Origin of the sequence: Streptomyces sp. NPDC058457 (assembly GCF_042720695.1) — a bacterium.
GTDB lineage: Bacteria > Actinomycetota > Actinomycetes > Streptomycetales > Streptomycetaceae > Streptomyces.
On the sequence record NZ_JBHXLU010000016.1, the window covers coordinates 33,499 to 57,585 of the forward strand.

A 24,087-nucleotide genomic window follows, 5' to 3' on the forward strand; every position below is an offset into this window, starting at 1 on the left:
CGCCGGCCCCTCTCACCCCACCGGTCCCCCTCCTACAGCCAGCCCTTCTCTCTCGCGATCCGGACCGCTTCCGCCCTGTTCCGTACCGCCAGTTTCTGGATCGCCGTCGAGAGGTAGTTGCGTACCGTCCCCTGCGAAAGGTGCAGCGCTGCCGCCAGTTCCGCGTTGGTCGAGCCGTCGGCCGCCGCGCGGAGGACCTCGCGTTCGCGGTCGGTCAGGGGGTTGGCGCCCTCGGCCAGGGCCGCCGCCGCGAGCGTGGGGTCGATGACCCGTTCGCCGGCGAGGACCTTGCGGACCGCCTCGGCGAGCTGGGCGGCGGGGGCGTCCTTGACCAGGAACGCGTCGGCGCCCGCCTCCATCGCGCTGCGGAGGTAGCCGGGGCGGCCGAAGGTGGTGAGGACGACCAGTTTCACCGCCGGCAGCGCCTTGTGGAGCTGGGCCGCCGCCTCGATGCCCGTGCAGCCCGGCATCTCGATGTCGAGCAGGGCGACGTCGATGTCGTGCTGCCGGGCCGTCGGCAACACCTCGTCGCCGCGGGCGACCTGGGCCACGACCTCGATGTCGTCCTCCAGGCCGAGCAGGGCGGCCAGGGCCTCGCGGACCATCGACTGGTCCTCCGCGAGGAGGACCTTGATCGTGCTGCTCATGCCCCGGATCCTACGGCCATGCCGGAGCCGAGCGGGACCCGGGCGACCAGCCGGAAACCACGCTTCGCACGACCCGCCTCCAGCGTGCCGCCCGCCTTCTCCAACCGCTCGGTCAGCCCGGTGAGCCCGTTGCCGGGGCCCTTGCCGGAGCCGCCCGAACCGTTGTCCTCGACGGCGAGTTCGAGGACCGGGCCGTCCAGGGTCTGCCGGCGCAGCAGTTCCACCGTGCATACGCTCGCACCGCTGTGCCGTACGACGTTGGTGATCGCCTCCCGCAGCGCCCACGCGAGGGCCGCCTCGCCGTCCTCGGGCACGTCGGTGAGGTCGGGGTCGGCCGGGACCTCGGCGGTGACCGCGGCGGCGGTCAGGGCGACCTGGGCGCCCGCCAGTTCGGCGGCGAGCCGGGGCCGCCGGTAGCCGGTGACCGCCTCACGGACGTCCACCAGGGCCTGGCGGCTGACCTGTTCGATGTCGGAGACCTGCTGGGCCGCCTTGTCGGGGTGGTCGGGGAGCATCCGGCCGGCCAGCTCGCTCTTCAGGGTGATCAGGGAGAGCGAATGGCCCAGCAGGTCGTGCAGGTCACGCGCGAGGCGCAAGCGCTCCTCGTTGGCGGCCAGTTGGGCGACGGTGGCGCGGGCCTTGCGCAACTCGATGGTGGTGGCGACGAGTTGCCGGATGCCGGTCATGGAGAAGCCGACCAGCAGCACCACCAGGAACAGGCCCCACGCCTCGTCCATGTCGTGGACGTACCAGCCGGCCAGCACCATGGCGGCGGTGGTCAGCGGGATCGTCCAGTAGGCGATCCGCAGCGGGAAGGTCACCCCGCACATCACGGAGACGTACACGAACAGGCCGAACCAGGAGCCGCCGAGACTGAAGGCCAGCGTGACCGCGAGCGCCCCCTCCACGACGATCGCGGCGGTGACGATCCAGCCGCGGTAGGGCCGGCCCATGGAGCGGAAGACGATGGTCAGGTAGGTCCCTACGAAGGCCGTCAGGCCCGCCCAGCCGGCCGCCGTGGCCGCGGTGGTGTGATGGCCGGAGGCCAGGTCCTGTGCCGGGGAGGCCAGGAAGACCAGCCAGGGCAGGACCCACACCAGCTTGCGCATCGCCTCGCTCCGGGTGCGGGGCGGCCGGCCGATCCGCACCAGCCGGTCCGCCCGGGCTTCGTCCTCGGACCGCAGGTCTTCCGTCATCGTGCTCACGCCTTCAGCGTGTCCTTCCGGTACAGCCAGGCCGCGCCGCCGACGAAGAGGGCGAAGAAGACGACGAGGATGGCGATGTCCTGGGCGTGCGGGGCCCGGCTCTGCTCGATGGCCCGCCCGAGTGCAGCGTACGCGTGCGTGGGCAGCCACTTCGCGATGTCCTGGAGCCAGGTCGGGAAGGAGGAGGACGGCCACCACAGGCCGCCGAGGATCGACAGGCCGAAGTAGGTGATCATCGTGATCGGGCGGACCGCGTCCCCGGAGGCGAGGTAGCCGATGGCGACGCCGAGCGCGGCGAAGACCAGGCTGCCGGCCCAGATCGCGCCGGTCAGAGCGAACCACTGCCAGGCGTCCAGGCGTACGTGCTTGACCGAGGCGGCGACCAGGAAGACGACCACGATGGAGGGCAGGCTCACCACGGCGGCGCTGGCGGTCTTGGCGAGGACGTAGCCGCGCCCGGGCAGTGTGGTCAGCCGCAGCTGCCGTACCCAGCCGCTCTCCCGCTCCTTCGCGATGCGCTCGCTGTTGCCCATCAGGACGGCGGTGAGGGCGCCGAAGGAGGCCATGGAGACCATCACGTACGCGGCGACGGACAGTCCCGAGTTGTCGACGGTGTCGTTGGTGCCGCCCTGGCTCGCGACCAGCAGGAAGATGGTCGTGGGGTAGATCACCGAGAAGAACAGGAACTTGCGGTTGCGCAGGGCGCGGGCGAGCTCCAGCTTGATCAGGGCGTTCATGATCGGGTGGCCTCCTTGGCCTCTTCGGCCTCCGTGATGGCGACGAACGCCTGCTCCAGGCCGAGCCCGGCGACTTCGAGGTTGCGGGGGTAGAGACCCAGGCCGTAGAGGGCGTGGACGGTGGCGTCGGCGTCGGCGGACTGGATGCGGATCGTCTGGCCGGAGATGTCGACGGCCGTCAGGAAGGGCAGTGCCCGCAGCGGGGCCTCGTCGATCTCGCCCTCCAGGTCGAAGGAGATCCTTCTCGCCCCGGCCTTCGCCTTGATCTCCGCGGCCGTCCCGTCGGCGAGGAGCCGGCCGCGGTGCAGCACCAGCACCCGGTCCGCGATGGCGTCGGCCTCCTCCAGGTAGTGCGTGGCGAACAGGACGGTCCGCCCCTGGTCGGCCTGTTCGCGCATGGTGGCCCAGAACGCCTGGCGGGCGGAGACGTCCATGCCGGTGGTGGGCTCGTCCAGGACGATCAGGTCGCTGTCACCGGCGGTGGCGAGGGCGAAGCGGACGCGCTGGGACTGGCCGCCGGAGAGCTTGTTGACCTTTCGGTCGGCGATCTGCGAGACACCCGCGCGGGCGAGGACGTCGGTGACCTTGTACGGCTTGGGGTGCAGGTCGCAGGCGAGCTTGACCAGTTCCCGGACGGTGACCTCGTCCATCAGGCCGCCGCTCTGCAGCATCGCGCCCACGCGTCCGGCGACGATGGCCTCGCGCGGGCTCAGACCGAACACGCTCACCGCGCCGGTGTCGGCCTGCTTGAGGCCGAGCAGCAGGTCGAGCGTGGTCGACTTGCCCGCGCCGTTGGGCCCGAGCAGGGCCACGGTCTCCCCCGGGTGCAGCCGCAGCGAGAGCCCGTCGACGGCCCGCACGTTCCCGTAGGTCTTGCTCACTTGGTCGAACCCGACCACCACCGGGGTTCCGGTGGCCGTCGTCGCCGCTGTCGTTGTCATGCCTCCATGCTGGCGGCGGGCCCCTGGCCGGGGGCAGTGCCGACCGTCCGGAGAGCCGCATGACAGATGTCATGAGCAGCGCGTGACAAGCGCGAAGGGGCGCCCGGTGAGCACCGGGCGCCCCTTCGTCACCGGTCAGTTCGGGTTGGTGTCGATGACGCCGACCCGGTTGGTCTTGCTCAGCAGGGCCTGGCGCAGGGCGACGTAGACGTCCTGCGGGGTGACGGCCGTCTTCTCGCCGCTGGCGCGGGCGATCTTGACGCTGTCGAAGGTGTTGCCGTAGAGCCCCTTGAGCGCGTCCAGGTCGGGGCTGTCGACGAGCTTGCCGTCGACGACCTTGACCCGGAGGAACTTCCACAGGGAGTTCTGCGGGCTGAACTGCAGCTGGACGCCGGTGTCCGTCTTCACCGTGACGAACGCCGACATCGCCGGCTTCGCGAACGCCTTCATCTCGCGGTCGACCTCGGCGTTGGAGACGGACGGCTGCACGGTGGTCGTCGGCACGTTCACCGCCGAGGACGTGTCGGTCTCGACCATCGTCTCGTACGCCTGCTTGACCGCGTTCGTGGAGGCGGCCGCGTCGATGCCCTTGCCCGCCTTGCCGTAGACCGCGACGGCCTTGCCGGAGGTGAACTTGATCGTGCCCTCGGTGACCGAGCCGGAGCTGCCGCCGAGGCCCTTGAGGGCGGCCTGGAGCTTCTCCTCGTCGACCGGCATGTCGGGGGCGACGACCCGCTTCTGGCCGAACAGGGAGCCGATCACGGAGACGGGGTTGTAGTCGCTCTTGGCGGCCGCCTCCACCGTGGACTGCATGTCGAACTGCAGGCCCGCCTGGTCCGGCTGGAGGGACACCGTCTTGCCGTCGACCGACAGCTTCAGCGGCTTGTTCACCCGGTTGCCGAACGCCTCGTCGAGCTTCTTGACCGCGTCGTCGCGGGTGCCGCCGCCGATGTCGACGCCGAGCACGGTGGTGCCCTTGGGCACGTCGGAGTGGTTCATGAGCAGCCCGGCGCCGTAGACGCCGAGGCCTGCGACCACCACGACACCGCCGAGCAGCGGCAGCTTGCCGCGCTTCTTCTTGGCCTTCGCCTTGCCCTTGCCCTTGGCCGGGGGCGGCGAGACCGGCTCGGGCAGCTTCGGAGGCGTGTGCGGAAGCGGCCCGTCGGTGGGCGCGCCCGGCGCGAACGGGGAGTTGGCGCCCGGCGGCACGACCGGGATGCCGCTGGTTACGGTGTGTCCGGAGACGTTGTCCGCCGGGGTGCCGTAGCCGGGCATGCCCGGTTCGGGGGCGAACTTCTGCGGGGTGAGGATCGCGGTGTCGTCGCTCAGACCGCCGCCGGGCAGGCCGGGACCGCCGGGGGCGGTGCGGGCGCCGGGCCGGGCCTGGCCGGTACGGGCGCGAGGGCCACCGGGGCCACCGGGGCGAGCGGGGCCGCCGCCGGGGCCCGCGGGACCGCCCGGGGTGCCGAACGGCTCACCGCCGTTGAATGCCTCGCCGCCCGGGCCGCCCATTCCGCCCGGGCCGGCCGGGCCGCCAAAGGACTCTCCGCCGTTGACCGGCGGGACGAACGGGCCGTTCCCGGTGACCGGGCCGCCGGTGGGGCCCGCCGGGCCCTGCGGTCCGCCGGGGCCGCCGGGGCCGCCCGGCCCGTTGAAGCCGCTGGGGCCACCGGGACCGGCCGGACCGCCGCCCGGCGCGCCGGGACCGGCCTGGGCGCCGTTCTGCCCGCCGTTGTCGGAGAAGTACGGCAGGTCGTCGCGGCGGGCGTCGCCGCCGCCCTTGGCGCCGCCCCGGGAGCCGCCGAGGGGGCCCGCGGCGAGCGCCTCGGTCACGTCGAAGGAGCCGGTGCCGCCACCGTGCCCGGGGGCCACCGGGCCGCCGGTCGCGCCGGTGGGCAGCCCCGCGCCGTTGGTCGCGCCGGGCCGGGACGTGCCCGGCACGCTCATGGAGCCGACGACACCGCCGGGACGGCCGCCGCCCGGACGCGCACCGCCCTGGGTCGCCGGGCCGTTCGGTGCCGCGGCGGGGGAACCGCCGGGCGCTCCGCCGCCGTTGGTGGCACCGCCGCGCGGACCGCCCTTGGCCGGGCCGGACTTGCGCGGCGCGAACCAGTCGCTGGCCTTCTCCTCGGCGGCGGGAGCGGGCGCCGGTTCGGCGGCGGGCGGCTCGACGGTGCCGGTGGACATGGCGGCGCCCGTCGGCAGCGCGTGCGTGCCCGTCTCCTCGCTGGTGCCGCCCGTGCCGGCGGCACCGGAAGCGCCGCCGTCGACGTCCGCGACGGGAGTACGGACGACCACGGGCGGAATCGGCCGGGAGCCGGGGATGTTGATCCGGATCCGCGTCGTCAGCGTGGTCTCGGTCTTGCGCTCCTCCGGCTGAGCGGCCGAACGGGCCGCGTCCGTACCGTCGTCGGAAGCCATGGGGGTCCCGTACGGCGGCGTGCCCGAGGGGTATGCGGATCCTCCGCGCCCGTTGGGCCCGGAGGACGGAGTGTCAGTTTCACGACTCAAGGCAGGTTCTCCCGGTTGGCTCCACCGCCTGTGACGACCTTGCTGGGGCGGCTCGGCGGCGCGCACCACCATACTGGCCACTTCTGACGCTTATCCCATGACCGCTGGGGAAACCCACACCGGACTCCCACGGGCGCCCCACGGCGAAGTGGTAGGTCACTTGCCAAGTCGGGCATCGTCCGCCTGAGGTTGCCGCCCCAAACCTACTGTGGCGCAGATCACAGCCAGCGCCATGCCGCCGAGCAGGAAGAGGTACGAGCCGACTCCCGCGCCGAACAGGAAGTCGCCTTCCGGCCGACTGGCGGTGAGGAAGATGACGGCGACGACCCACCCGAACGCGGGGGCGACGGCCCCCGAGCGGCTCAGCATGGCCCGGGCCCCGCCGAGGAAGAGCCCGGCGGCGCCGGCCAGGGCGAGCAGCAGCCCGCCAGGGAACCAGCCGGCCTGGACGAGGGCCCCGGCGGCGCCGACCACGGCCCCGAGCACGACCAGCCCGAGGAGAGCCGCGACCCGACCGGCCGAGGGCGCCTGCAGAGGTTGCGCGAGTGTCGACCCGCGGCCACCGGAACTCATGACGCCTCCCCCAGGCCCGCGAACAGGTCGGTCTCGCGCGCGGCGCCGGGCTCGCCGCCCACCAACTCGTAGAACTCCGTGGTGAACACGGGCTGCGCGAGCTCGTTGGAGAGCGCGAAGTAACGGGCGCCGTGCGGTGCCACCTCGACCTGGGTGGCGTGGGCGGCCATCGCGGCGGCCTTTGCACCGGCGTACGCGGCGCCGTCGATCTCGGTGGTGACACGGCGGTCGTCGACCACGCCTGGTACGTCGTCGACGGCGGCGGACTTGCCGAAGGGCAGCCCCGGCAGGTCCTCCTGGAGCCGGGCGAAGGCGGCCTCGGCGACCGCACGCGGAACGCGGTTCCAGTAGACCTTGGGGATGCGGTGGCCGGCCTCGGCGGCCAGTTCGACGGCTCTCATCGCGACGCGGTGGGCCTGGATGTGGTCCGGGTGGCCGTACCCGCCGTTGTCGTCGTAGGTGACGAGGACGTGGGGGCGGGTCTCCAGGATCACCTCGGCCAGATGCCCGGCGGCCTCGTCGAGGTCGGCCTGCCAGAAGCAGTCGGGTGCGTCGTTGTCGGGCAGGCCCATCATTCCGGAGTCGCGGTAGCGGCCGGGGCCGCCGAGCAGCCGGAAGTCCTCGACACCGAGCTCGCGCATGGCGGTGGCGAGCTCGCCCAGCCGGTACTCGCCCAGGGCGGGGCCGGTGAGATGCCGCAGCTCGGGCGGGATGACCTCGCCGCCCTCGCCGAGGGTGCAGGTGACCAGCGTCACATGGGCGCCCTGGGCCGCGTAGTGGGCCATGGTGGCGCCGTTGTTGATCGACTCGTCGTCCGGGTGCGCGTGCACGAGCAACAGACGGCGCGCGAAGCGCGATGGGGGTCCCCCCGGCCGAAGGCTGGGGGCGGGCAGTTCCGTCATGTGCCCACCCTACGAAACGACACCGACAGTGCCGCGCAGCCCCGGTCGACCGGTGCGAAAAGCGATCGGGGTCAGAACTTGATGCTGCCGATCATGCTGGCGACGTTCGTCGTCAGATCGCTGATCGTCGGCGCGATGGTCGAGGAGGCGAGATAGAAACCGAGCAGCATGCAGACGACCGCATGACCGCCTTTCAGACCTGACTTCTTGATCAACAAGAAGACGATGATCGCCAGCAGCACCACCGCCGAAATCGAGAGTGCCACGGCGGCTCACCTCCAAAGATCCCAGGGACGCGGGGGGTTCGGACTATGGGGGTTGTAGATCAGGTTGTAGATCGGTACAGCAAATCCATGCGCATGCCAGCGGGTTCATACCCACTCAGCGGTAGTGATCATAACTATGCGTGCTCGCGCATCGCTCGGCGCACGGCCGCACAAGGGGGCGCATGGCCAATATGGTCGGGGGATGACGACCGAGGCTGTCTCATTCCCCCGCCGGCACGCCCGCACCCAGCGTTTCACGCTCGGCGCGCCGCGCGCGTTCACTGTGGCCCCCGACGGCTCCCGCGTGGCGTTTCTGCGCTCCGGCTCCGGCACGGACCGCGCCAACTCCCTCTGGATTCTCGACGTACCGAGTGGCGAGGAGCGCCTCGCGGCGGACCCGCGCACCCTGCTCGGCGGTGCCGACGAGCACCTCTCGCCCCAGGAGCGGGCCCGTCGCGAACGCAGCCGCGAGGGCGGCGCCGGCATCGTCGGCTACGCCACCGACACAGCCCTGGAGCTGGCGTCTTTCGCCTTGTCAGGGCGGCTTTTCACGGCCGAGCTCAGGGTCGGCACGGCACGCGAACTCCGAGTCCCCGGGCCGGTGATCGACCCGCGCCCGTCCCCCGACGGCCGTCATGTCGCGTACGTCGCGGAGGGCGCCCTGCGCGTGGTGGGCGCCGAGGGCGAGGGCGACCGGGCGCTCGCCGAGCCGGAGTCGGAACAGGTCACCTACGGATTGGCCGAGTTCATCGCGGCCGAGGAGATGGGGCGCTCGCGCGGCTTCTGGTGGTCGCCGCAGTCCGACCGGCTGCTCGTGGCGCGCGTGGACGACACGCCGGTACGGCGGTGGTGGATCGCCGACCCCGCCCACCCGGAGCGTGAGCCACATCATGTCGCCTACCCGGCGGCGGGCACCGAGAACGCGGACGTACGCCTGTTCGTCCACGGCCTGGACGGGGAGCGCACGGAGGTCTCCTGGGATCGGGCACGCTACCCGTACCTGGCACATGTGCACTGGTCAGAGGCGGGTGCACCACTGCTCCTCGTACAGGCGCGCGACCAGCGCAGCCAGCTGTTCCTGGCCGTGGACCCGGGGTCGGGGGCGACCCGGATGGTGCACGCCGACGAAGATCCAACATGGCTTGAACTGTTCGGTGGGGTGCCCTGCTGGAGCCCCTCGGGACAGCTGGTCCGGATCGCCGACGAGGGCGGTGCCCGGGTGCTCGCGGTGGGTGAACGGCCGCTCACGGGACCCCAGTTGCACATCCGGGCGGTTCTCGACGTGACCGCCGATGACGTGCTGGTTTCCGCGTCCGCCGGCGAGGAGTCGGAGTCCCCCGAGATCGGCGAGGTGCACGTCTACCGCGTGAACGAGCTCGGCGTGGAGCGCGTGTCGCAGGAGCCCGGCGTGCACACGGCGGTGCGCGCCGGGGGCGTGACCGTACTGGTCTCCGCCACCCTGGACAGTCCGGGCGCCCGGGTCCAGGTGCTGCGCGAGGGAAAGCACCTGGCGACTGTCACGTCATACGCCGAAGACCCCGGTTTGTCCCCGCGCGTGACGCTCACCGTGGGGGGCGCACGCCGAATTCCGTGCGCCGTGCTTATGCCACAGGACTACCGCGGGGACACTCCCCTTCCGGTTTTGCTCGACCCGTACGGGGGTCCGCACGGCCAGCGCGTGGTCGCCGCCCACAACGCCCACCTCACCTCGCAGTGGTTCGCCGACCAGGGCTTCGCGGTGATCGTCGCCGACGGGCGGGGCACGCCCGGCCACTCCCCGGCTTGGGAGAAGTCCATCAAGGACGACATCGCGGCGATCGTCCTCCAGGACCAGGTCGACGCGCTCCAGGCGCTCGCCGCCGACTTCCCCCTCGACCTGACCAAGGTGGCGATCCGCGGCTGGTCCTTCGGCGGCTACCTCGCCGCCCTCGCGGCCCTGCGCCGCCCGGACGTCTTCCACGCGGCGGTGGTGGGCGCCCCGGTGACCGACCTGCGCCTGTACGACACCCACTACCAGGAGCGCTACCTCGGCCACCCGGCCGAACAGCCGGAGGTCTACCGCCGCAACTCGGTGATCGACGACACCGGCCTGGTAGACGCGGCCGAACCCCACCGCCCGATGATGATCATCCACGGACTGGCGGACGACAACGTGGTGGTGGCCCACTCACTGCGCCTGTCCAGCGCCCTGCTGGCAGCGGGCCGCCCGCACGAGGTGCTCCCCCTGTCGGGCGTGACCCACATGACCCCACAGGAACAGGTGGCGGAGAACCTGCTGCTGCTCCAGCTGGACTTCCTCCGGCGCGCTCTCGGACTGGGCTGAGCGACAGCGCTCCACGGAGCACCGCAACCAATAATTGAGGAACCACGACGAAGCACCAGCCAGGTCCGCGAGAGCGGCGCCGGTTTAGGCGCAAAAAGGGGCAACGGGCCGGAGCGACATGGCGCGCTCCGGCCCGTTTACGGCACCCGCACGGCCGTACGCTGTTAAGCGTGCCGCGTCCGTATATCGAGACCGGGTCGGCGAAGTTGCCTGTGTGTTAACGCGATTGACCCCGGTTCATCCCGCTATGCACCCCCGTCGGCAAGATCGTCCGACGCCTACCCGGCCGGCTCCTCCGGCGGCACCACCTGCTTCTCCTCCGCGAAGTGACAGGCCGAGTCATGCGCCGCCGGCCCCGGCGCAAGCCGGAAGACCGCGGGCACCGCGAGCAACGGCACCTCCAGCGCGCACCGCTCCTGGGCCTTCCAGCACCGCGTGCGGAACCGGCACCCCGACGGAATGTTCGTCGGCGAGGGGACGTCCCCGCTCAGGATGATCCGCTCCCGGTGCTCCCGCGCCTCCGGGTCCGGTACCGGCACCGCGGAGAGCAGCGCCTGGGTGTAGGGGTGGGTCGGGTGGTCGTAGATCTCCTCGTCCTTGCCGATCTCCACGATCCGCCCGAGGTACATCACCCCGACCCGGTCCGAGATGTGCCGCACGATCGACAGGTCGTGGGCGATGAAGACGTACGACAGGTCGAAGTCGTTCTGGAGCCGGTCCAGCAGGTTGATCACCTGGGCCTGCACCGAGACGTCGAGCGCGGACACCGGTTCGTCGGCGACGATCACCTCGGGGCGCAGCGCCAGCCCCCGTGCGATGCCGATGCGCTGCCGCTGGCCGCCGGAGAACTGGTGCGGATACCGGTTGATGTACTCGGGGTTGAGCCCCACGACGTCCAGCAGCTCCTGGACCCGTCTGCGCCGGTCGCCCTTGGGAGCCGCCTCGGGGTGGATCTCGTACGGCTCCCCGATGATGTCGCCGACGGTCATCCGGGGGTTGAGGGAGGTGTACGGGTCCTGGAAGACCATCTGGATGTTGCGGCGGACCGCCCTGAGCGCACGGCCGCCCAGCCTGGTGATGTCCTCGCCCTTGTACTTGATCAACCCGGCCGTCGGCCGCTCAAGATTGACGAGCATCTTGGCAACTGTTGACTTGCCGCAGCCGGACTCCCCGACGATGCCGAGGGTCTCTCCTTTGTTGAGCGTGAAGTCAACACCGTCAACGGCCTTGACCGCACCGATCTGTTTCTTGATCAAGATGCCCTGGGTCAGGGGGTAGTGCTTGACCAGTCCACTCACTTCCAGGATCGGCTCAACCACCGGGTCAACCATTGAGGCACTCCCTCCAGAAGTGGCAGGCGCTGCCCCGGTGCCGGTCCACCTCGTACAGCGGTGGTTCGTCGGTGCGGCACACGTCCTGGGCCATGGGGCAACGCGGGTTGAAGGCGCAGCCGGGAGGGATGTTCATGAGGTTGGGCGGCAGGCCCTTGATGGCGTAGAGCTCCTGGCCCTTCTGGTCGAGGCGCGGGATGGAGTCGAGCAGTCCACGCGTGTACGGGTGCGCCGGCGCCTTGTAGATGTCGTGCACGGGCGCGGACTCGACGATCCGCCCCGCGTACATGACGGCGATCCGGTCGGCGACGTCCGCGACCACGCCCAGGTCGTGGGTGATCAGGATCAGCCCCATGCGGTACTCGCGCTGCAACTCGGCGAGCAGGTCCATGACCTGGGCCTGAACCGTCACGTCCAACGCCGTCGTCGGCTCGTCGGCGATGATGAGCGCCGGTTCCAGAGCCAGCGCCATGGCGATCATGATGCGCTGGCGCATGCCCCCGGAGAACTGGTGCGGATAGTCCCGCACCCGCTGGGCGGCGCCCGGGATCCGCACCCGGTCCATCAGCTCGACGGCCTTGGCCCGCGCGTCCTTCTTCGACATCCCGCGGTGCACGACGAACATCTCGGCGAGCTGGTCGCCCACGCTCAGCACCGGGTTCAGCGCCGACAACGCGTCCTGGAAGATCATCGCCATCTCGGCGCCCCGGATCTTCCGCCTCTCCTCTTCCTTCAGCTTCAGCAGGTCGCGCCCCCGGAAGAGGATCTCGCCGCCGCCGATCCGCCCGGGCGGCATGTCGAGGATCCCCATCACGGCCTGGGCGGTCACCGACTTGCCGGACCCCGACTCGCCCAGCACGGCCAGGGTCTCCCCCTCGCCCACGGCGTACGAGACGCCGTTGACCGCCTTCGCGATCCCGTCGCGCGTCCGGAACTCCACGTGCAGGTCGCGCACTTCGAGCAGCACGGCGGCGCTCACCTCAGCTTCGGGTCGAGGGCGTCGCGCACCGCGTCGCCGAGCATGATGAAGGCCAGGACGGTGAGCGCGAGCGCCCCGGAGGGCCACAGCAGCGCGTGCGGGGCGTTGCGGATGTAGGGCGAGGCGGCGGAGATGTCGATGCCCCAGGAGACGCTGGGCGGCTTCAGGCCCACGCCGAGGTACGACAGGGTCGCCTCCAGCGCGATGTACGTACCGAGCGCGATGGTCGCGACGACGATCACGGGCGCCACCGCGTTGGGCGCGATGTGCCGCAGCAGGATGCGGGAGTTGGAGGCGCCGAGGGCGCGGGCGGCCTGGACGTAGTCGTTCTGCTTGGCGGTGATCACCGAGCCGCGGGCGATCCGGGAGATCTGCGGCCAGCCGAGCAGCACCATGAACCCGATGACCGGCCAGACCGTATTGCTCGTCACCACCGAGAGGAGGACGAGACCGCCGAGGACGACCGGGATCGCGAAGAAGACGTCGGTGATCCGGGAGAGCACCGAGTCCCAGAACCCGCCGAAGAACCCGGCGAGCCCGCCGAGGACCGACCCGAGCAGCGCGACCCCGAGGGTGGCACAGACGCCCACCGTGACGGACGTACGGGCCCCGTAGACGGTCCGCGTGTAGACGTTGCAGCCCTGTCCGTCGTAACCGAAGGGAGCGCCCGGCTGGGAGCCTTCCTGGGCCTTGGCCAGGTCGCACTTGAGGGGGCTGCCGGAGGCGATCAGGGACGGCCACAGGGAGATGACGACGAGGAAGAGGATGACGAGGGCGGAGACGAGGAAGACGGGGTTGCGGCGCAGGTCCCGCCAGGCGTCGGACCAGAGCGAGCGCGGCTTGGCCGCCGGCCCCGTGCCCAGCGGTCCGCCCGGTGCCCGTCCGCCGGAGGCGGCTGACGGATACTGCTCCAGCGTCTGCGCCTCGCTCGCCGCCAGGTCCATCGCCCCGCCCGCCCCGGTCCCCGCGATCGCCCGGTCGGGCTCGAACGGCTGCTCAGGCATAGCGGATCCTCGGGTCGAGTACGGCGTAGAGCAGGTCCACCAGGAGGTTGGCCACCAGGAAGACCAGGACCAGCACGGTCACGAAGCCCACCACCGTCTGCGTGTTCTGTCGCAGGATCCCCTGGTAGAGCTGGTAGCCGACGCCGTGGATGTTGAAGATCCGCTCGGTGACGATCGCGCCGCCCATGAGCGCGCCGATGTCGGTGCCGATGAAGGTGACGACGGGGATGAGGGAGTTGCGCAGCAGGTGCCGGGTGATGACCCGGCTGCGGGGCAGGCCTTTGGCAATGGCCGTACGGACGTAGTCGCTCCGTTTGTTCTCGGCGATGGAGGTGCGGGTCAGCCGGGTGACGTAGGCGAGCGACACGGAGGCGAGCACCAGCCCCGGCACGATCAGCTCGCCGAAGGTGGCGTCCGGGGAGACGGAGGGTTTGATCCAGCCCCATTCCACGCCCAGGAGCAGCTGGAGCAGCAGGCCGGTCACGAAGGTCGGTACGGAGATGACGACCAGGGTGGCCAGCAGCACCCCCGTATCGACGGGCCGCCCGCGCCGCAGTCCGGTCACCACCCCCAGCGTGATGCCGATGACGATCTCGAAGAGGATCGCCACGACGGTCAGCCGGATGGTGACGGGGAACGCGGTGGACATCAGCTCGGTGACCGGCTGCCCGTTGAACGCCGTACCGAAGTCCCCGGTGAAGACGTTCCCCATATACGTGAGGTATTGCTGCCACACCGGCTTGTCGAGTCCGAACTCCTTCTTCAGCTGGGCGGCGGTCGCCGGATCGCAGGCCCGCTCACCGCACAGGCCGGCGATCGGGTCGCCCATCACGTTGACCATGAGGAAGATCAGCAGCGTGGCCCCGACGAACACCGGGATCATCTGGAGCAGCCGCCGGACGACATAGCGCCCCATGCCGGTTCAGCTGACCTTGATCTCGTTGTAGACGGGGACGCTGAACGGGTTGAGGGCCACGTTCGACAGCCGCTCGGAGTAGCCGGCGCTGCCGTTCTGGTACCAGAGCGGAATGGCGGCCATGTTGTCGCGGACGACCCCTTCGGCCTGCTGGAAGGTGGACACGGCCTTGGCGGTGTCGGTCTGGGCGTTCGCCTGGTCGACGAGTTTGTCGAAGTCCTTGTCGGACCACTTGCCGTCGTTGGAGGAGGCGTTCGTGTAGTAGAGCGGCTGGAGGAAGTTCTGGATGAGCGGGTAGTCCATCTGCCAGCCCGCGCGGAACGGTCCGGTCATCTTGTGCTGCCCGATCTGGTTCCGGAAGTCGGCGAAAGTACCGATCGGATTCCCTACACACGCCTTGTCGTTGCCGAGCGCGTTGTTGATGGAGTTGCACACGGCGTCCACCCACATCCTGTGCGAGCCGGTGTCGGCGTTGTATGTGATCTTGAGCTGTCCGCCGGGCAGTCCCCCGCCCTCCTGGATGAGCTTCTTGGCCTGGGCGGGGTCGTAGTCGCAGGCGCTCCCGCACAGCCCCTCCTTGAAGCCGCCCGCCGTGCCCAGCACCGGCGAGGTCCAGTCGGTGGCCGGGGTGCGGGTGTTCTGGAAGATGGTGTCGGTGATCTGCTTCCGGTTGATGGCCATGGAGAGGCCGGTGCGGACCTTCTCAGAGCCGCTCTTGTTCCAGGCGCTGTCGTAATAGGGGAAGGCGAGCGTCTGGATGATGCCGGCCGGGGTGTTGATGTAGCGGTCACCGAGGTCGTTCTTGACGTTCTTGAGCTGCGAGGCGGGAACGTCGTCGACGAGGTCGAGGTTTCCGGCGATGAGGTCGGTGTAGGCGGTGTCGCTGTCCGTGTAGACCTTGAGGGTCACCCCGGCGTTCTGCGCCTTGTCGGCACCGGGATAGCCGTCCCACTTCTTCAGGGCCATCTGCGAGCCCTTGGTGTACGACTCGATGCGGTACGGCCCGTCGCCGACCGGTTGCTTCAGCCAGCCGGCGTGGTCGGTGAAGAAGGACTGCGGCAGCGGGGCGAAGGCCGCGTAGCCGAGGGTGTCGGGGAAGCTGGAGAACTTCTGGTTGAGCGCGACGGTGAAGGTGCTGTCGTCGACGACCTTCAGACCGGAGAGCGTGTCGGCGCTCTGCGAGCCGCTGTCCGGGTGGACCTTGTCGTAGCCCTGGATGTAGCCGAAGAAGTAGGCGTTCTTCTGGTTGTTCTTGAGGCTCGCTCCGTAGTTCCAGGCGTCGACGAACGACTTGGCGGTCACCTTCTCGCCGTTGGAGAAGGTCCAGCCGTCCTTGAGCGTGATCGTGAAGTTCTGCGAGTCGCTCGTGTCGATCTTCTGGGCGAGCATGTCCGTGGCCTTGCCGGTCTTCGGGTCGTACTTCTTCAGACCCCGGAAGATCATGTCGAGGACCTTGCCGCCCTGGACCTCGTTGGTGTTGGACGGCTCCAGGGGGTTCTGCGGGTCGCCCCAGGAAGAGCTGAGCACGCCGCTCTCGCCTCCGCCGCCCCCGCCACTGCCGCCGCCCCCGCAGGCCGTGGCGGCGAGCGCCACCACCACCGCACAGGCCGCCCCTCGGGCGTGCGTGGCTGAACGCATGGCGTGCCTCCTCCGTGAAAGGTGATCCGTCGAGATCCGTTGATCCGTCCAGATCCGTTGATCCGTCGGGATCGCCCGGTCCGTCGGGATCGCTTGATCCGTGGATGATCCGCTATCGGTCAATATCGACCCAACAGCCCGATATCACCCACCCACCACCCCGAACGGAGGCCCCCCGAGGACCCCATGCCGACCTTTAGGGGGACACGTCACCCGATTGCAGACGCCCCTCCGGGACCCTCTTGAGGATCTTGTGGGGGCGATGCAATGGATCTCCGCGCAACGATGCCGAAACGTTGGATTGCGACCCGGCGATGTACGCATTTCGGCACCCAGGCGTCCGCATAACGAACTCCTTGCCCGTTTAGCGCAGTTCGCCCGAACTAAAGCACGGTGCGATTACGAGGCGCTACCCGCGTAGCTACGGAATAGTCAAGCCCAGGCAAAGACAGTAAAGAGAAACCCAAGCCAACCGAGAATTTATTGACCTTGAATGAATTACGTTGAAAAAGTCCGGCGTAGCCCGTAGGGGAGTGTGCCCTGCGGAGTCATCAGACCCTCCCTTGGGCCAGGAGCACCATGACCCCCCCAACTCCATCCGCGGGCCCGCTCGAGGTGACCGCCGAGAGCGCCGAGAAGTCGATCACTTCTCCCGACTCGAAGGCCGGCGAGAGCAGGTCCCCGGGACAGCTCGCGTGGCGCCGCTTCAAACGCGACCGTACGGGCGTCATATCGGCAATCATCGTGATCTTCTTCTTCGCGATCGCGCTGGCCGCGCCGTTGATCTCCAAGCTGTACGGGAAGGATCCGTACACGACGTACGCGAGCCAGGACCCGAGCCTGCTGGACCCCTTCTCGTACCCGGCGGGCGCGAACGGTGGCATGAGCTCGCAGTTCTGGTTCGGCATCGAGCCGCAGCTGGGCCGTGACGTCTTCACCTTCCTGATCTACGGCATCCGGACCTCGTTGGGCATCGCCCTGGCCGCCACCCTGATCACCACCGTCGTCGGCGTCGTGGTCGGCGTGACCGCGGGCTACGTGGGCGGCAAGACGGACTACATCGTCGGCCGGATCATCGACATCGTGCTGTCGATCCCCTCGACGCTGTTCATCATCGCCTTCATGCCGGTGGTGTTCGGGCTGTTCGTCGCCGCCGACGACAACATCCCGACCTGGCTGCGGGCCACCACGCTCATCATCATGATGTCCTTCTTCGGCTGGGCGTCGATCGCCCGTCTGCTGCGCGGCCAGGTACTCGGCCTGCGCGAGCGGGAGTTCGTCGAGGCCGCCAAGGTGACCGGGGCGTCACCGGCGCGCATCGTGTTCAAGGAACTCCTTCCCAACCTGTGGACCCCGATCCTCATCCAGTCCACGCTCATGCTCCCGGCCTACGTGACCGCGGAGGCGGGCTTCGCCTTCCTCGGTGTCGGCATGATCGACCCGACCCCCGACTGGGGTGTCATGATCCAGCGGGGCGCCCAGTTCTACACCCAGGACTTCACCTTCATGCTCTTCCCGGGCCTGGCCATGGTGATCTTCGTCCTGGCGTTCAACCTGCTCGGCGACTCGGCGCGCGACGCGCTCGACCCGAAGTCCAAGCGCTGACCCATCTCTCATCTGCCGGTCCGGTCAAAGTAGTCCGGCTGGTCCCGTCCCACCCATAAGGCAGGGTTACTGTGTCTTTTTCCCGTAGAAACTTCATGATCGCCACTGGCGTGGTGGCCGCATCGAGCACGGTGCTGACCGCGTGTGGCGGCGGCGGCAACAAGTCGGCGACCAACAAGGTCCCCTCGGTCAGCAAGGCCAAGCAGAGCAAGATCGCGGTCGGCACGAAGGCCGACTCGACGGGCCCTGCCCCCGAGGTCACCGGCGCGGTCAAGGGCGGGACGATCTACGGGCTCGACCAGTTCGACATGGACCACCTGGACCCGGCGCAGATCTACGTCTCCACCGAGATCCTCATCACCACGCCGATCATGCGTGGCCTGACCGGCTACAAGCTCGACTCCAAGGGCGGCGCCACCCTGGTCGGCGACGTGGCCACGGACGCGGGCACGGCCAAGGACGGCGGCAAGACCTGGTCGTTCACGATCAAGGACGGCGTCAAGTGGGAGGACGGCTCCGACCTCTCCATGGACGACGTCCGCCACACCTTCGAGCGCCTCTTCGCCTCCTTCGTCACCGAGGGCCCGCGCTACGTCCAGCAGTTCCTGGTCGGCGGCGACAAGTACAAGGGCCCCTACGAGGGCAAGCACCTCGACTCCATCGAGATCGACGGCAAGACCATCACCTTCCGCCTCAACCAGGCCCGCGGTGACTTCAACTTCACGCTCGCCGAGCGCGCGTACTCCTTCGTGAAGAAGTCGAAGGACACCAAGGAGAAGTACGACAAGCAGCCGTTCTCCTGCGGCCCGTACAAGATCTCCGCCCGCGACGTCGGCAAGTCCCTGACGTACACCCGCAACGAGCACTGGGACGCGGCGACGGACCCGATCCGCAACGCCTACCCGGACAAGTACCTCTTCCAGTTCGGCTTCGAACTGCTGGCCTCGACCGACCGCTACATAGCGGACAAGGGCAACGACCAGTACACGATGTCGATCTTCAACGAGGTCGCCCCCGAGCGCATCGCCACGGTCCTCACCAACGCGAAGCTCAAGGAACAGGTGCTCACCGCGGTCGACACGGTCACCTACTACTGGCCGATCAACACCACCCGGATCACGGACGTCAAGGTCCGCCAGGCCATCAACTACGCCTGGCCGAACCAGCAGCTGCAGACCATCCGCGGCGGCGCGTCCACCAGCGAGATCGCCACCACGATCTTCTCCCCGGTGACGCCCGGTTACACGGAATTCGACCTCTACGGCAAGAAGACGAAGCCCGGCGGCGACCCGGTCAAGGCCAAGGCCCTCCTCAAGGAGGCCGGCAAGCTCGGGCAGAAGCTGGTCATCGCCTACCAGACGTCCGACAACGCGGTGAAGCAGGCCGTCGCGATCAAGAACGCGCTGGAGGCCGCCGGCTTCACGGTCGTCAACAAGCAGATCGACAAGTCGACCTTCTACACCCAGATCGGCAAGATCGACAACCAGTACGACCTGTTCGCGGCCGGCTGGAGCCCGGACTGGCCGGGCGGCTACTCGGTCTTCTACCCCTGCTGGGACGGCGACAACATCGGTGACGGCCGCAGCAACTACGCCCAGCTGAAGAACGCCAGCGTCGACAAGGCCATCGCGGCGGCCTCCCTGATCACCGACGCGGACGAGGCCAACAAGGCCTGGGGCGCCATCGACAAGCAGGTCATGGAGCTCGCGGCCTGTGTCCCGGACTACCACGCCATCCGCAACTGGATGCACGGTTCGAAGGTCGGCGGCTTCGTCTACGACGCCGGAAACACCGGTATCGCGCTCACGAGGCTCTACGCCAAGGCGTAGGCGCCACACGGCATCAGGGGCGGCCCCACCCGGGCCGCCCCCCACCGGCTCCACACCCCTCACGCCCCGGCAACGGCGCCCCGTCCGGAAAGTCCTGACCCCATGTTCCGCTTCCTTGTCCGCCGTACGATCGGCGCGCTGGTCATTCTGCTGATCATCAGCGCCATCACGTTCTGGCTCTTCTACGCCGTCCCGCGTGACCCGGCCATGATGTCCTGCGGCAAGAACTGCACGCCGGCCTCGCTGGCGCAGATCCGGCACAACCTGGGCATCGACCATCCGATACCGGTCCAGTACTGGTACTGGCTCAAGGGCATCTTCGTCGGGCGTGACTACAGCGGCTTCGGGCACTGCAACGCGCCGTGCCTCGGCTACTCCTTCGCCAACAACGAGCCCGTCTTCGGCACGATCATGGACCGGCTGCCGCTGACCCTCTCGCTCGCCTTCGGCTCGGCCGTCATCTTCCTGACCTTCGGTGTCGGCACCGGCATGATCGCGGCGCTCAAGCAGGGCAAGTTCCTGGACAAGCTCGCGACCTCGACCTCGCTGCTCGGCTCCTCGCTGCAGATCTACTTCGTCGGCTACATCGCGCTGTACTTCCTGACCTTCAAGACGGGCATCCTCGACCAGCCCTCGTACACGCCGCTGACCGACAACCCCGTCTCGTGGTTCTCCGGCCTGCTGCTGCCCTGGATCGTGCTGTCGATCATCTTCACCGCCAACTACACCCGTATGGCCCGCTCCCAGCTTGTCGAGCAGCTCAGTGAGGACTACGTCCGCACCGCCCGCGCCAAGGGGCTCTCACGTGCGAACGTGTTCCTGCGCTTCGCCTGGCGCGGTGCGATGGGCCCGATCGTCACCGTGTTCGGCATCGACCTGGGCACGCTGATCGGCGGCGCGATCATCACCGAGCAGGTCTTCAGCCTCCAGGGCATCGGCCGCCTCGCGGTGACCTCCGTCAACCAGAGCGACCTGCCGATGCTGCTCGGCGTCACGGTGCTGTCCGCGGCCGCGATCGTGTTCTTCAACATCATCGTCGACGCCGCCTACGCCTTCATCGACCCGCGGATCCGGCTCGCCTGACCTCCGCCCCTAACCCCTACCCCCCGCATCACCCCCAGGAGCGTCCCCGTGACGAGCACCGATCAGCAGCCGTTCCTCTCTGTCAAGGACCTCAAAGTCCACTTCTCCACCGAGGACGGCATCGTCAAGGCCGTCGACGGGCTCTCCTTCGACCTCGCCAAGGGCCAGACGCTCGGCATCGTCGGCGAGTCGGGCTCCGGCAAGTCCGTCACCAACCTGACGATCCTGGGCCTCCACGACCGCGACCGTACGGCGATCGACGGCGAGATCCTGCTCGACGGCAAGGAGCTGCTCACGGCCTCCGAGCGGGAGCTGGAGAAGCTGCGCGGCAACAAGATGTCGATGATCTTCCAGGACGCGCTGGCCTCGCTGTCGCCGTACCACACCATCGGCACGCAGATCTCCGAGGTGTACCGCAAGCACACCGGCGCCTCCAAGAAGGAGTCGCGGGAGCGGGCGATCGAGATGCTGAAGCGTGTCGGCATCCCGCAGCCGGACGTCCGGGTGGACGACTACCCGCACCAGTTCTCCGGCGGTATGCGCCAGCGCGCGATGATCGCCATGGCCCTGGTCTGCGACCCCGAACTCCTGATCGCCGACGAGCCCACCACGGCGCTCGACGTAACGGTCCAGGCCCAGATCATGGACCTCCTCAAGGACCTCCAGCAGGAGTTCGGCACCGCGATCGTCTTCATCACCCACGACCTCGGTGTCATCGCCGACATCGCGGACGACGTGCTGGTGATGTACGGCGGCCGGTGCGTGGAGCGCGGCACCAAGAAGGAGGTCCTGGGCTCTCCGCAGCACCCGTACACCCTCGGTCTGCTCAACTCCATGCCGAGCCTGGACGGACCGGTCGACGTTCCGTTGTCCCCGATCCCCGGCTCGCCGCCGTCGCTGCTCAACCCGCCCACCGGCTGCCGTTTCCACCCGCGCTGCGCGTTCGCGGACAAGGTCCCGGGCGGAAGGTGCTCCAGCGAGAGTCCGGTCCTCGAACTGATCGAGGGACGCGGCTCCGCCTGCCACCTGGAACTGGGCCGGCGCGAGGAACTCTTCGCCGACTACGCGGCCACCGCCGGCCACAACTGACGGACACGAGACGGGACTTCACGACCATGAGCAACACCAACCCCCTCCTGGACGTCTCCGGGCTGACCAAGCACTTCCCGATCAAGGGCGGTTTCCCGATCAGGCGGACCGTCGGCGCGGTGCAGGCGGTGGACGGCCTCGACTTCCAGGTCGCCGAGGGCGAGAGCCTGGGCCTGGTCGGTGAGTCCGGCTGCGGCAAGTCGACGACCGGCCGCCTGATCACCCGTCTGCTGGAGCCGACGGGCGGCAAGATCTCCTACCGCGGCCAGGACATCACGCACGCCAACCGTCGGCAGCTGGCGCCGATCCGCTCCGAGATCCAGATGATCTTCCAGGACCCGTACGCCTCGTTGAACCCGCGGCAGACGGTCGGCAAGATCGTCGCGGGCCCGATGGAGATCAACGACATCAACCCGGCCGGCGGCCGCGAGAAGCGCGTCCGTGAGCTGCTGGAGATCGTCGGCCTGAACCCGGAGCACTTCAACCGCTTCCCGCACGAGTTCTCCGGCGGCCAGCGCCAGCGCATCGGGGTGGCCCGCGCCCTGGCCCTGGAGCCGAAGCTGATCGTCGCCGACGAACCGGTCTCGGCCCTGGACGTCTCCATCCAGGCCCAGGTCGTGAACCTGCTCCAGAAGGTCCAGAAGGAACTGGGCATCGCGTTCGTCTTCATCGCCCACGACCTGGCGATCGTGCGGCACTTCTCACAGCGCGTCGCGGTGATGTACCTCGGTAAGATCGTCGAGATCGCCGACCGCGACGACCTGTACGACAACCCGCGCCACCCCTACACGCGGGCCCTGCTGTCCGCCGTGCCCGAGGCAACGGTGGAGGAGGCACCGCGCGAGCGGATCCGCCTGGTCGGAGACGTGCCGTCGCCGATCAACCCGCCGTCCGGCTGCCGCTTCCGCACCCGTTGCTGGAAGGCGACGGAGAAGTGCGCGACGGAGGCCCCGCCGCTGGTCCAGGCCGATGGCAACAAGCCCGGCCACCTCACCGCCTGCCACTACCCCGAGGTGCGGGACACGGTTCCCGCCCCGCGCCTCTCCAAGGACCCCGAGGCAGCGGCCTGACACACCCCTTTTTCCGTCAGCCGCCGCCTGCGGAACGGACTTTCACCGGCCCATTGACCCGAGCCCTGAACGTCCGCTCCAGGGGAGCAAGGGCCCGCACCTCCCCAGGTGCGGGCCCTTCTCATGGCCGCTCGGCGCCGTCAGGAAGCGGTACCGGCTTCGAGGAGCTCGGGCCGGGCCGCACCCGGCGCAGCCCGCAGCGACCGCACCCCGGGAGACAGGAGCGCGGCGAGAGTGGCCGCGACGATGAGGACGGCGCAGGCGATCAGCATCCGGTCGGTGCCGAAGGCGTCGGCGGCGGGTCCTGCCAGCGCGAGGCCGAGTGGAGCGAGGGTGAGCGAGCCGAACCAGTCGTAGGAGCTGACCCGGGACAGAGCTTCCTCGGGGACTTCGCGCTGCATGGTGGTGGCCCACAGCACGCCGAAGAAGTCCAGGCTGACGCCGGCGGTGAAGGCGCCCGCAGCGACAGCCCACAGCGGTGCTCCGGCCCCGAGGAGGGCCGGCGGCAGGGCGGCCGGGAGGGTGAACAGGACCGCCGCCAGGATCGGCCGGGTGACGCGCGCACGGGCCGCGATCCCGGCGCCCGCCACGGCCCCCAGCGCCTGGGCGGCCACCACCAGCGACCATGCGCGGGCCCCGCCGAAGTGAGCACGCGCGGCCAGCGGACCGAGGACCCCGGCGTTGGCGTTCATGGCGGCCACCACCAGGGAGAACTGGACGACGACCACCCACAGCCACTGCCTGGAGGCGAACTCGTGCCAGCCCTCGCGCAGGTCCGCCCAGCCCGACGCGGACTTCCGCTGCCGTCGCGGCAGCCGCAGGGAGGCGGTGAGTGCGGCGCTGACCACGAAAGAAAGGCCGTTGATGGCCAGCGCCCAGCCCGCGCCGACCCATGCGACGGTCACGCCCGACAGGGCCAGCCCCAGCAGGAGGGAGGTGTTGGTGCCGACCCGCAACAGACCGTTGGCTCGCTGGAGGGCCTCGGACGGCACCAGCCTCGGGATGACCCCGTCCATCGCGGGCGAGAAGAGAGCGGTCGCGGTGCCCGCGGTGACGGCGAGCGCGCAGAGGGCGGCGACGGGGGCATGGTCACTGAGCACCATGGCGGCGAGTCCGCCGTAGGACAGGGCGCCGAGCACGTCCGCCACGGCCATCAGCGCGGAGCGGGAGACCCGGTCCGCGATCACTCCGCCCACCAGGACGAGCGCGAGCTGCGGGACCGCCTGGCAGGCGACGACGAGCGAGAGGTCGCCCGGGGTCGCGCCGGGCAGCGAGAGCACCGCGAAGGCCAGCGCGATGCGGGCGAACCCGTTGCCGAGGACGGAGATGATCCGGGCGCACGCGAGGCGCACGAAACCGGTGTTGCGCAGCAGGGAAGGGGGGTGCTCAGCGGCAGACATGGACGGGCACCTTACGCCCTTGCGGCCTCGGGCCGGTC

At 69.5% G+C, this 24,087-nt stretch carries 20 protein-coding genes; 6 read left to right on the forward strand and 14 right to left on the reverse strand.

The window, feature by feature from the left end:
- Window positions 1-32: 32 nt before the first annotated feature.
- The 8 genes from ACFWPS_RS15675 to ACFWPS_RS15710 all read right to left on the reverse strand — a co-directional run bounded on the left by ACFWPS_RS15675 (window position 33) and on the right by ACFWPS_RS15710 (window position 7,782).
- Window positions 33-647 (reverse strand): response regulator transcription factor, encoded by a 615-nt coding sequence (locus ACFWPS_RS15675; protein WP_217553866.1) that lies wholly within the window; start codon window positions 645-647, stop codon window positions 33-35.
- Entirely contained in the window at window positions 644-1,843 is a 1,200-nt protein-coding gene (locus ACFWPS_RS15680) for a sensor histidine kinase (RefSeq protein WP_383705394.1), read from the reverse strand. Before ACFWPS_RS15680 ends, ACFWPS_RS15675 begins: the two co-directional genes overlap by 4 nt.
- Before the next feature lie 5 nt (window positions 1,844-1,848).
- A complete protein-coding gene (locus tag ACFWPS_RS15685) occupies window positions 1,849-2,589 on the reverse strand; it encodes an ABC transporter permease (protein ID WP_383705190.1) in 741 nt (246 codons plus the stop codon).
- Window positions 2,586-3,530 (reverse strand): ABC transporter ATP-binding protein, encoded by a 945-nt coding sequence (locus ACFWPS_RS15690; protein WP_383705192.1) that lies wholly within the window; start codon window positions 3,528-3,530, stop codon window positions 2,586-2,588. Before ACFWPS_RS15690 ends, ACFWPS_RS15685 begins: the two co-directional genes overlap by 4 nt.
- 135 nt (window positions 3,531-3,665) lie before the next feature.
- Window positions 3,666-6,041: a hypothetical protein gene (locus tag ACFWPS_RS15695; RefSeq protein ID WP_383705194.1), complete on the reverse strand. Its 2,376-nt coding sequence runs from the start codon at window positions 6,039-6,041 to the stop codon at window positions 3,666-3,668.
- A gap of 156 nt (window positions 6,042-6,197) precedes the next feature.
- The gene (locus ACFWPS_RS15700; protein ID WP_383705196.1) at window positions 6,198-6,614 is read right to left on the reverse strand and encodes a DUF6113 family protein; all 417 of its coding nucleotides are present in this window, start codon (window positions 6,612-6,614) and stop codon (window positions 6,198-6,200) included.
- The gene (gene mshB, locus ACFWPS_RS15705; RefSeq protein WP_383705197.1) at window positions 6,611-7,516 is read right to left on the reverse strand and encodes an N-acetyl-1-D-myo-inositol-2-amino-2-deoxy-alpha-D-glucopyranoside deacetylase; all 906 of its coding nucleotides are present in this window, start codon (window positions 7,514-7,516) and stop codon (window positions 6,611-6,613) included. The genes ACFWPS_RS15700 and mshB overlap by 4 nt, the downstream gene beginning before the upstream one ends.
- A 71-nt stretch (window positions 7,517-7,587) precedes the next feature.
- Window positions 7,588-7,782, reverse strand: a complete 195-nt coding sequence (locus tag ACFWPS_RS15710; protein ID WP_089098958.1) for a hypothetical protein — start codon at window positions 7,780-7,782, stop codon at window positions 7,588-7,590.
- Between the two features lie 202 nt (window positions 7,783-7,984).
- Here ACFWPS_RS15710 and ACFWPS_RS15715 point away from each other — a divergent pair, with 202 nt between their 5' ends.
- Window positions 7,985-10,105 carry a prolyl oligopeptidase family serine peptidase gene (locus ACFWPS_RS15715; protein WP_383705199.1) on the forward strand — a complete coding sequence of 707 codons (2,121 nt, stop codon included), beginning with the start codon at window positions 7,985-7,987 and terminating at the stop codon, window positions 10,103-10,105.
- Window positions 10,106-10,383: 278 nt separating this feature from the next.
- Here ACFWPS_RS15715 and ACFWPS_RS15720 read toward each other — a convergent pair whose 3' ends face one another.
- Genes ACFWPS_RS15720 through ACFWPS_RS15740 form a run of 5 tightly spaced genes read right to left on the reverse strand, consistent with a single transcriptional unit; the run spans window position 10,384 to window position 15,973 of the window.
- On the reverse strand, window positions 10,384-11,436 hold the full coding sequence (locus ACFWPS_RS15720) for an ABC transporter ATP-binding protein (RefSeq protein WP_383705201.1): 1,053 nt from the start codon (window positions 11,434-11,436) through the stop codon (window positions 10,384-10,386).
- A complete protein-coding gene (locus tag ACFWPS_RS15725; RefSeq protein ID WP_383705397.1) occupies window positions 11,429-12,403 on the reverse strand; it encodes an ABC transporter ATP-binding protein in 975 nt (324 codons plus the stop codon). The genes ACFWPS_RS15720 and ACFWPS_RS15725 overlap by 8 nt, the downstream gene beginning before the upstream one ends.
- 8 nt (window positions 12,404-12,411) lie before the next feature.
- Entirely contained in the window at window positions 12,412-13,419 is a 1,008-nt protein-coding gene (locus ACFWPS_RS15730) for an ABC transporter permease (RefSeq protein ID WP_383705204.1), read from the reverse strand.
- Complete coding sequence (locus ACFWPS_RS15735) at window positions 13,412-14,335, reverse strand: ABC transporter permease (protein ID WP_383705206.1); 924 nt, start codon at window positions 14,333-14,335, stop codon at window positions 13,412-13,414. Before ACFWPS_RS15735 ends, ACFWPS_RS15730 begins: the two co-directional genes overlap by 8 nt.
- A gap of 6 nt (window positions 14,336-14,341) precedes the next feature.
- Window positions 14,342-15,973: an ABC transporter substrate-binding protein gene (locus ACFWPS_RS15740; protein ID WP_383705208.1), complete on the reverse strand. Its 1,632-nt coding sequence runs from the start codon at window positions 15,971-15,973 to the stop codon at window positions 14,342-14,344.
- A gap of 579 nt (window positions 15,974-16,552) precedes the next feature.
- Here ACFWPS_RS15740 and ACFWPS_RS15745 point away from each other — a divergent pair.
- From ACFWPS_RS15745 to ACFWPS_RS15765, 5 genes are all read left to right on the forward strand, one after another.
- Window positions 16,553-17,578 carry an ABC transporter permease gene (locus tag ACFWPS_RS15745; protein WP_383705210.1) on the forward strand — a complete coding sequence of 342 codons (1,026 nt, stop codon included), beginning with the start codon at window positions 16,553-16,555 and terminating at the stop codon, window positions 17,576-17,578.
- A 95-nt stretch (window positions 17,579-17,673) separates the two neighbouring features.
- Complete coding sequence (locus ACFWPS_RS15750) at window positions 17,674-19,407, forward strand: ABC transporter substrate-binding protein (RefSeq protein ID WP_383705212.1); 1,734 nt, start codon at window positions 17,674-17,676, stop codon at window positions 19,405-19,407.
- Window positions 19,408-19,509: 102 nt separating this feature from the next.
- The gene (locus ACFWPS_RS15755) at window positions 19,510-20,490 is read left to right on the forward strand and encodes an ABC transporter permease (RefSeq protein WP_217557398.1); all 981 of its coding nucleotides are present in this window, start codon (window positions 19,510-19,512) and stop codon (window positions 20,488-20,490) included.
- 48 nt (window positions 20,491-20,538) lie between these two features.
- On the forward strand, window positions 20,539-21,579 hold the full coding sequence (locus ACFWPS_RS15760; protein ID WP_383705214.1) for an ABC transporter ATP-binding protein: 1,041 nt from the start codon (window positions 20,539-20,541) through the stop codon (window positions 21,577-21,579).
- Between the two features lie 26 nt (window positions 21,580-21,605).
- Window positions 21,606-22,649 carry an ABC transporter ATP-binding protein gene (locus ACFWPS_RS15765; RefSeq protein ID WP_383705216.1) on the forward strand — a complete coding sequence of 348 codons (1,044 nt, stop codon included), beginning with the start codon at window positions 21,606-21,608 and terminating at the stop codon, window positions 22,647-22,649.
- Window positions 22,650-22,789: 140 nt separating this feature from the next.
- On the opposite strand, the gene ACFWPS_RS15770 is transcribed toward ACFWPS_RS15765, so the two are convergent.
- Window positions 22,790-24,049, reverse strand: a complete 1,260-nt coding sequence (locus ACFWPS_RS15770; protein ID WP_383705218.1) for an MFS transporter — start codon at window positions 24,047-24,049, stop codon at window positions 22,790-22,792.
- Window positions 24,050-24,087: the final 38 nt, after the last annotated feature.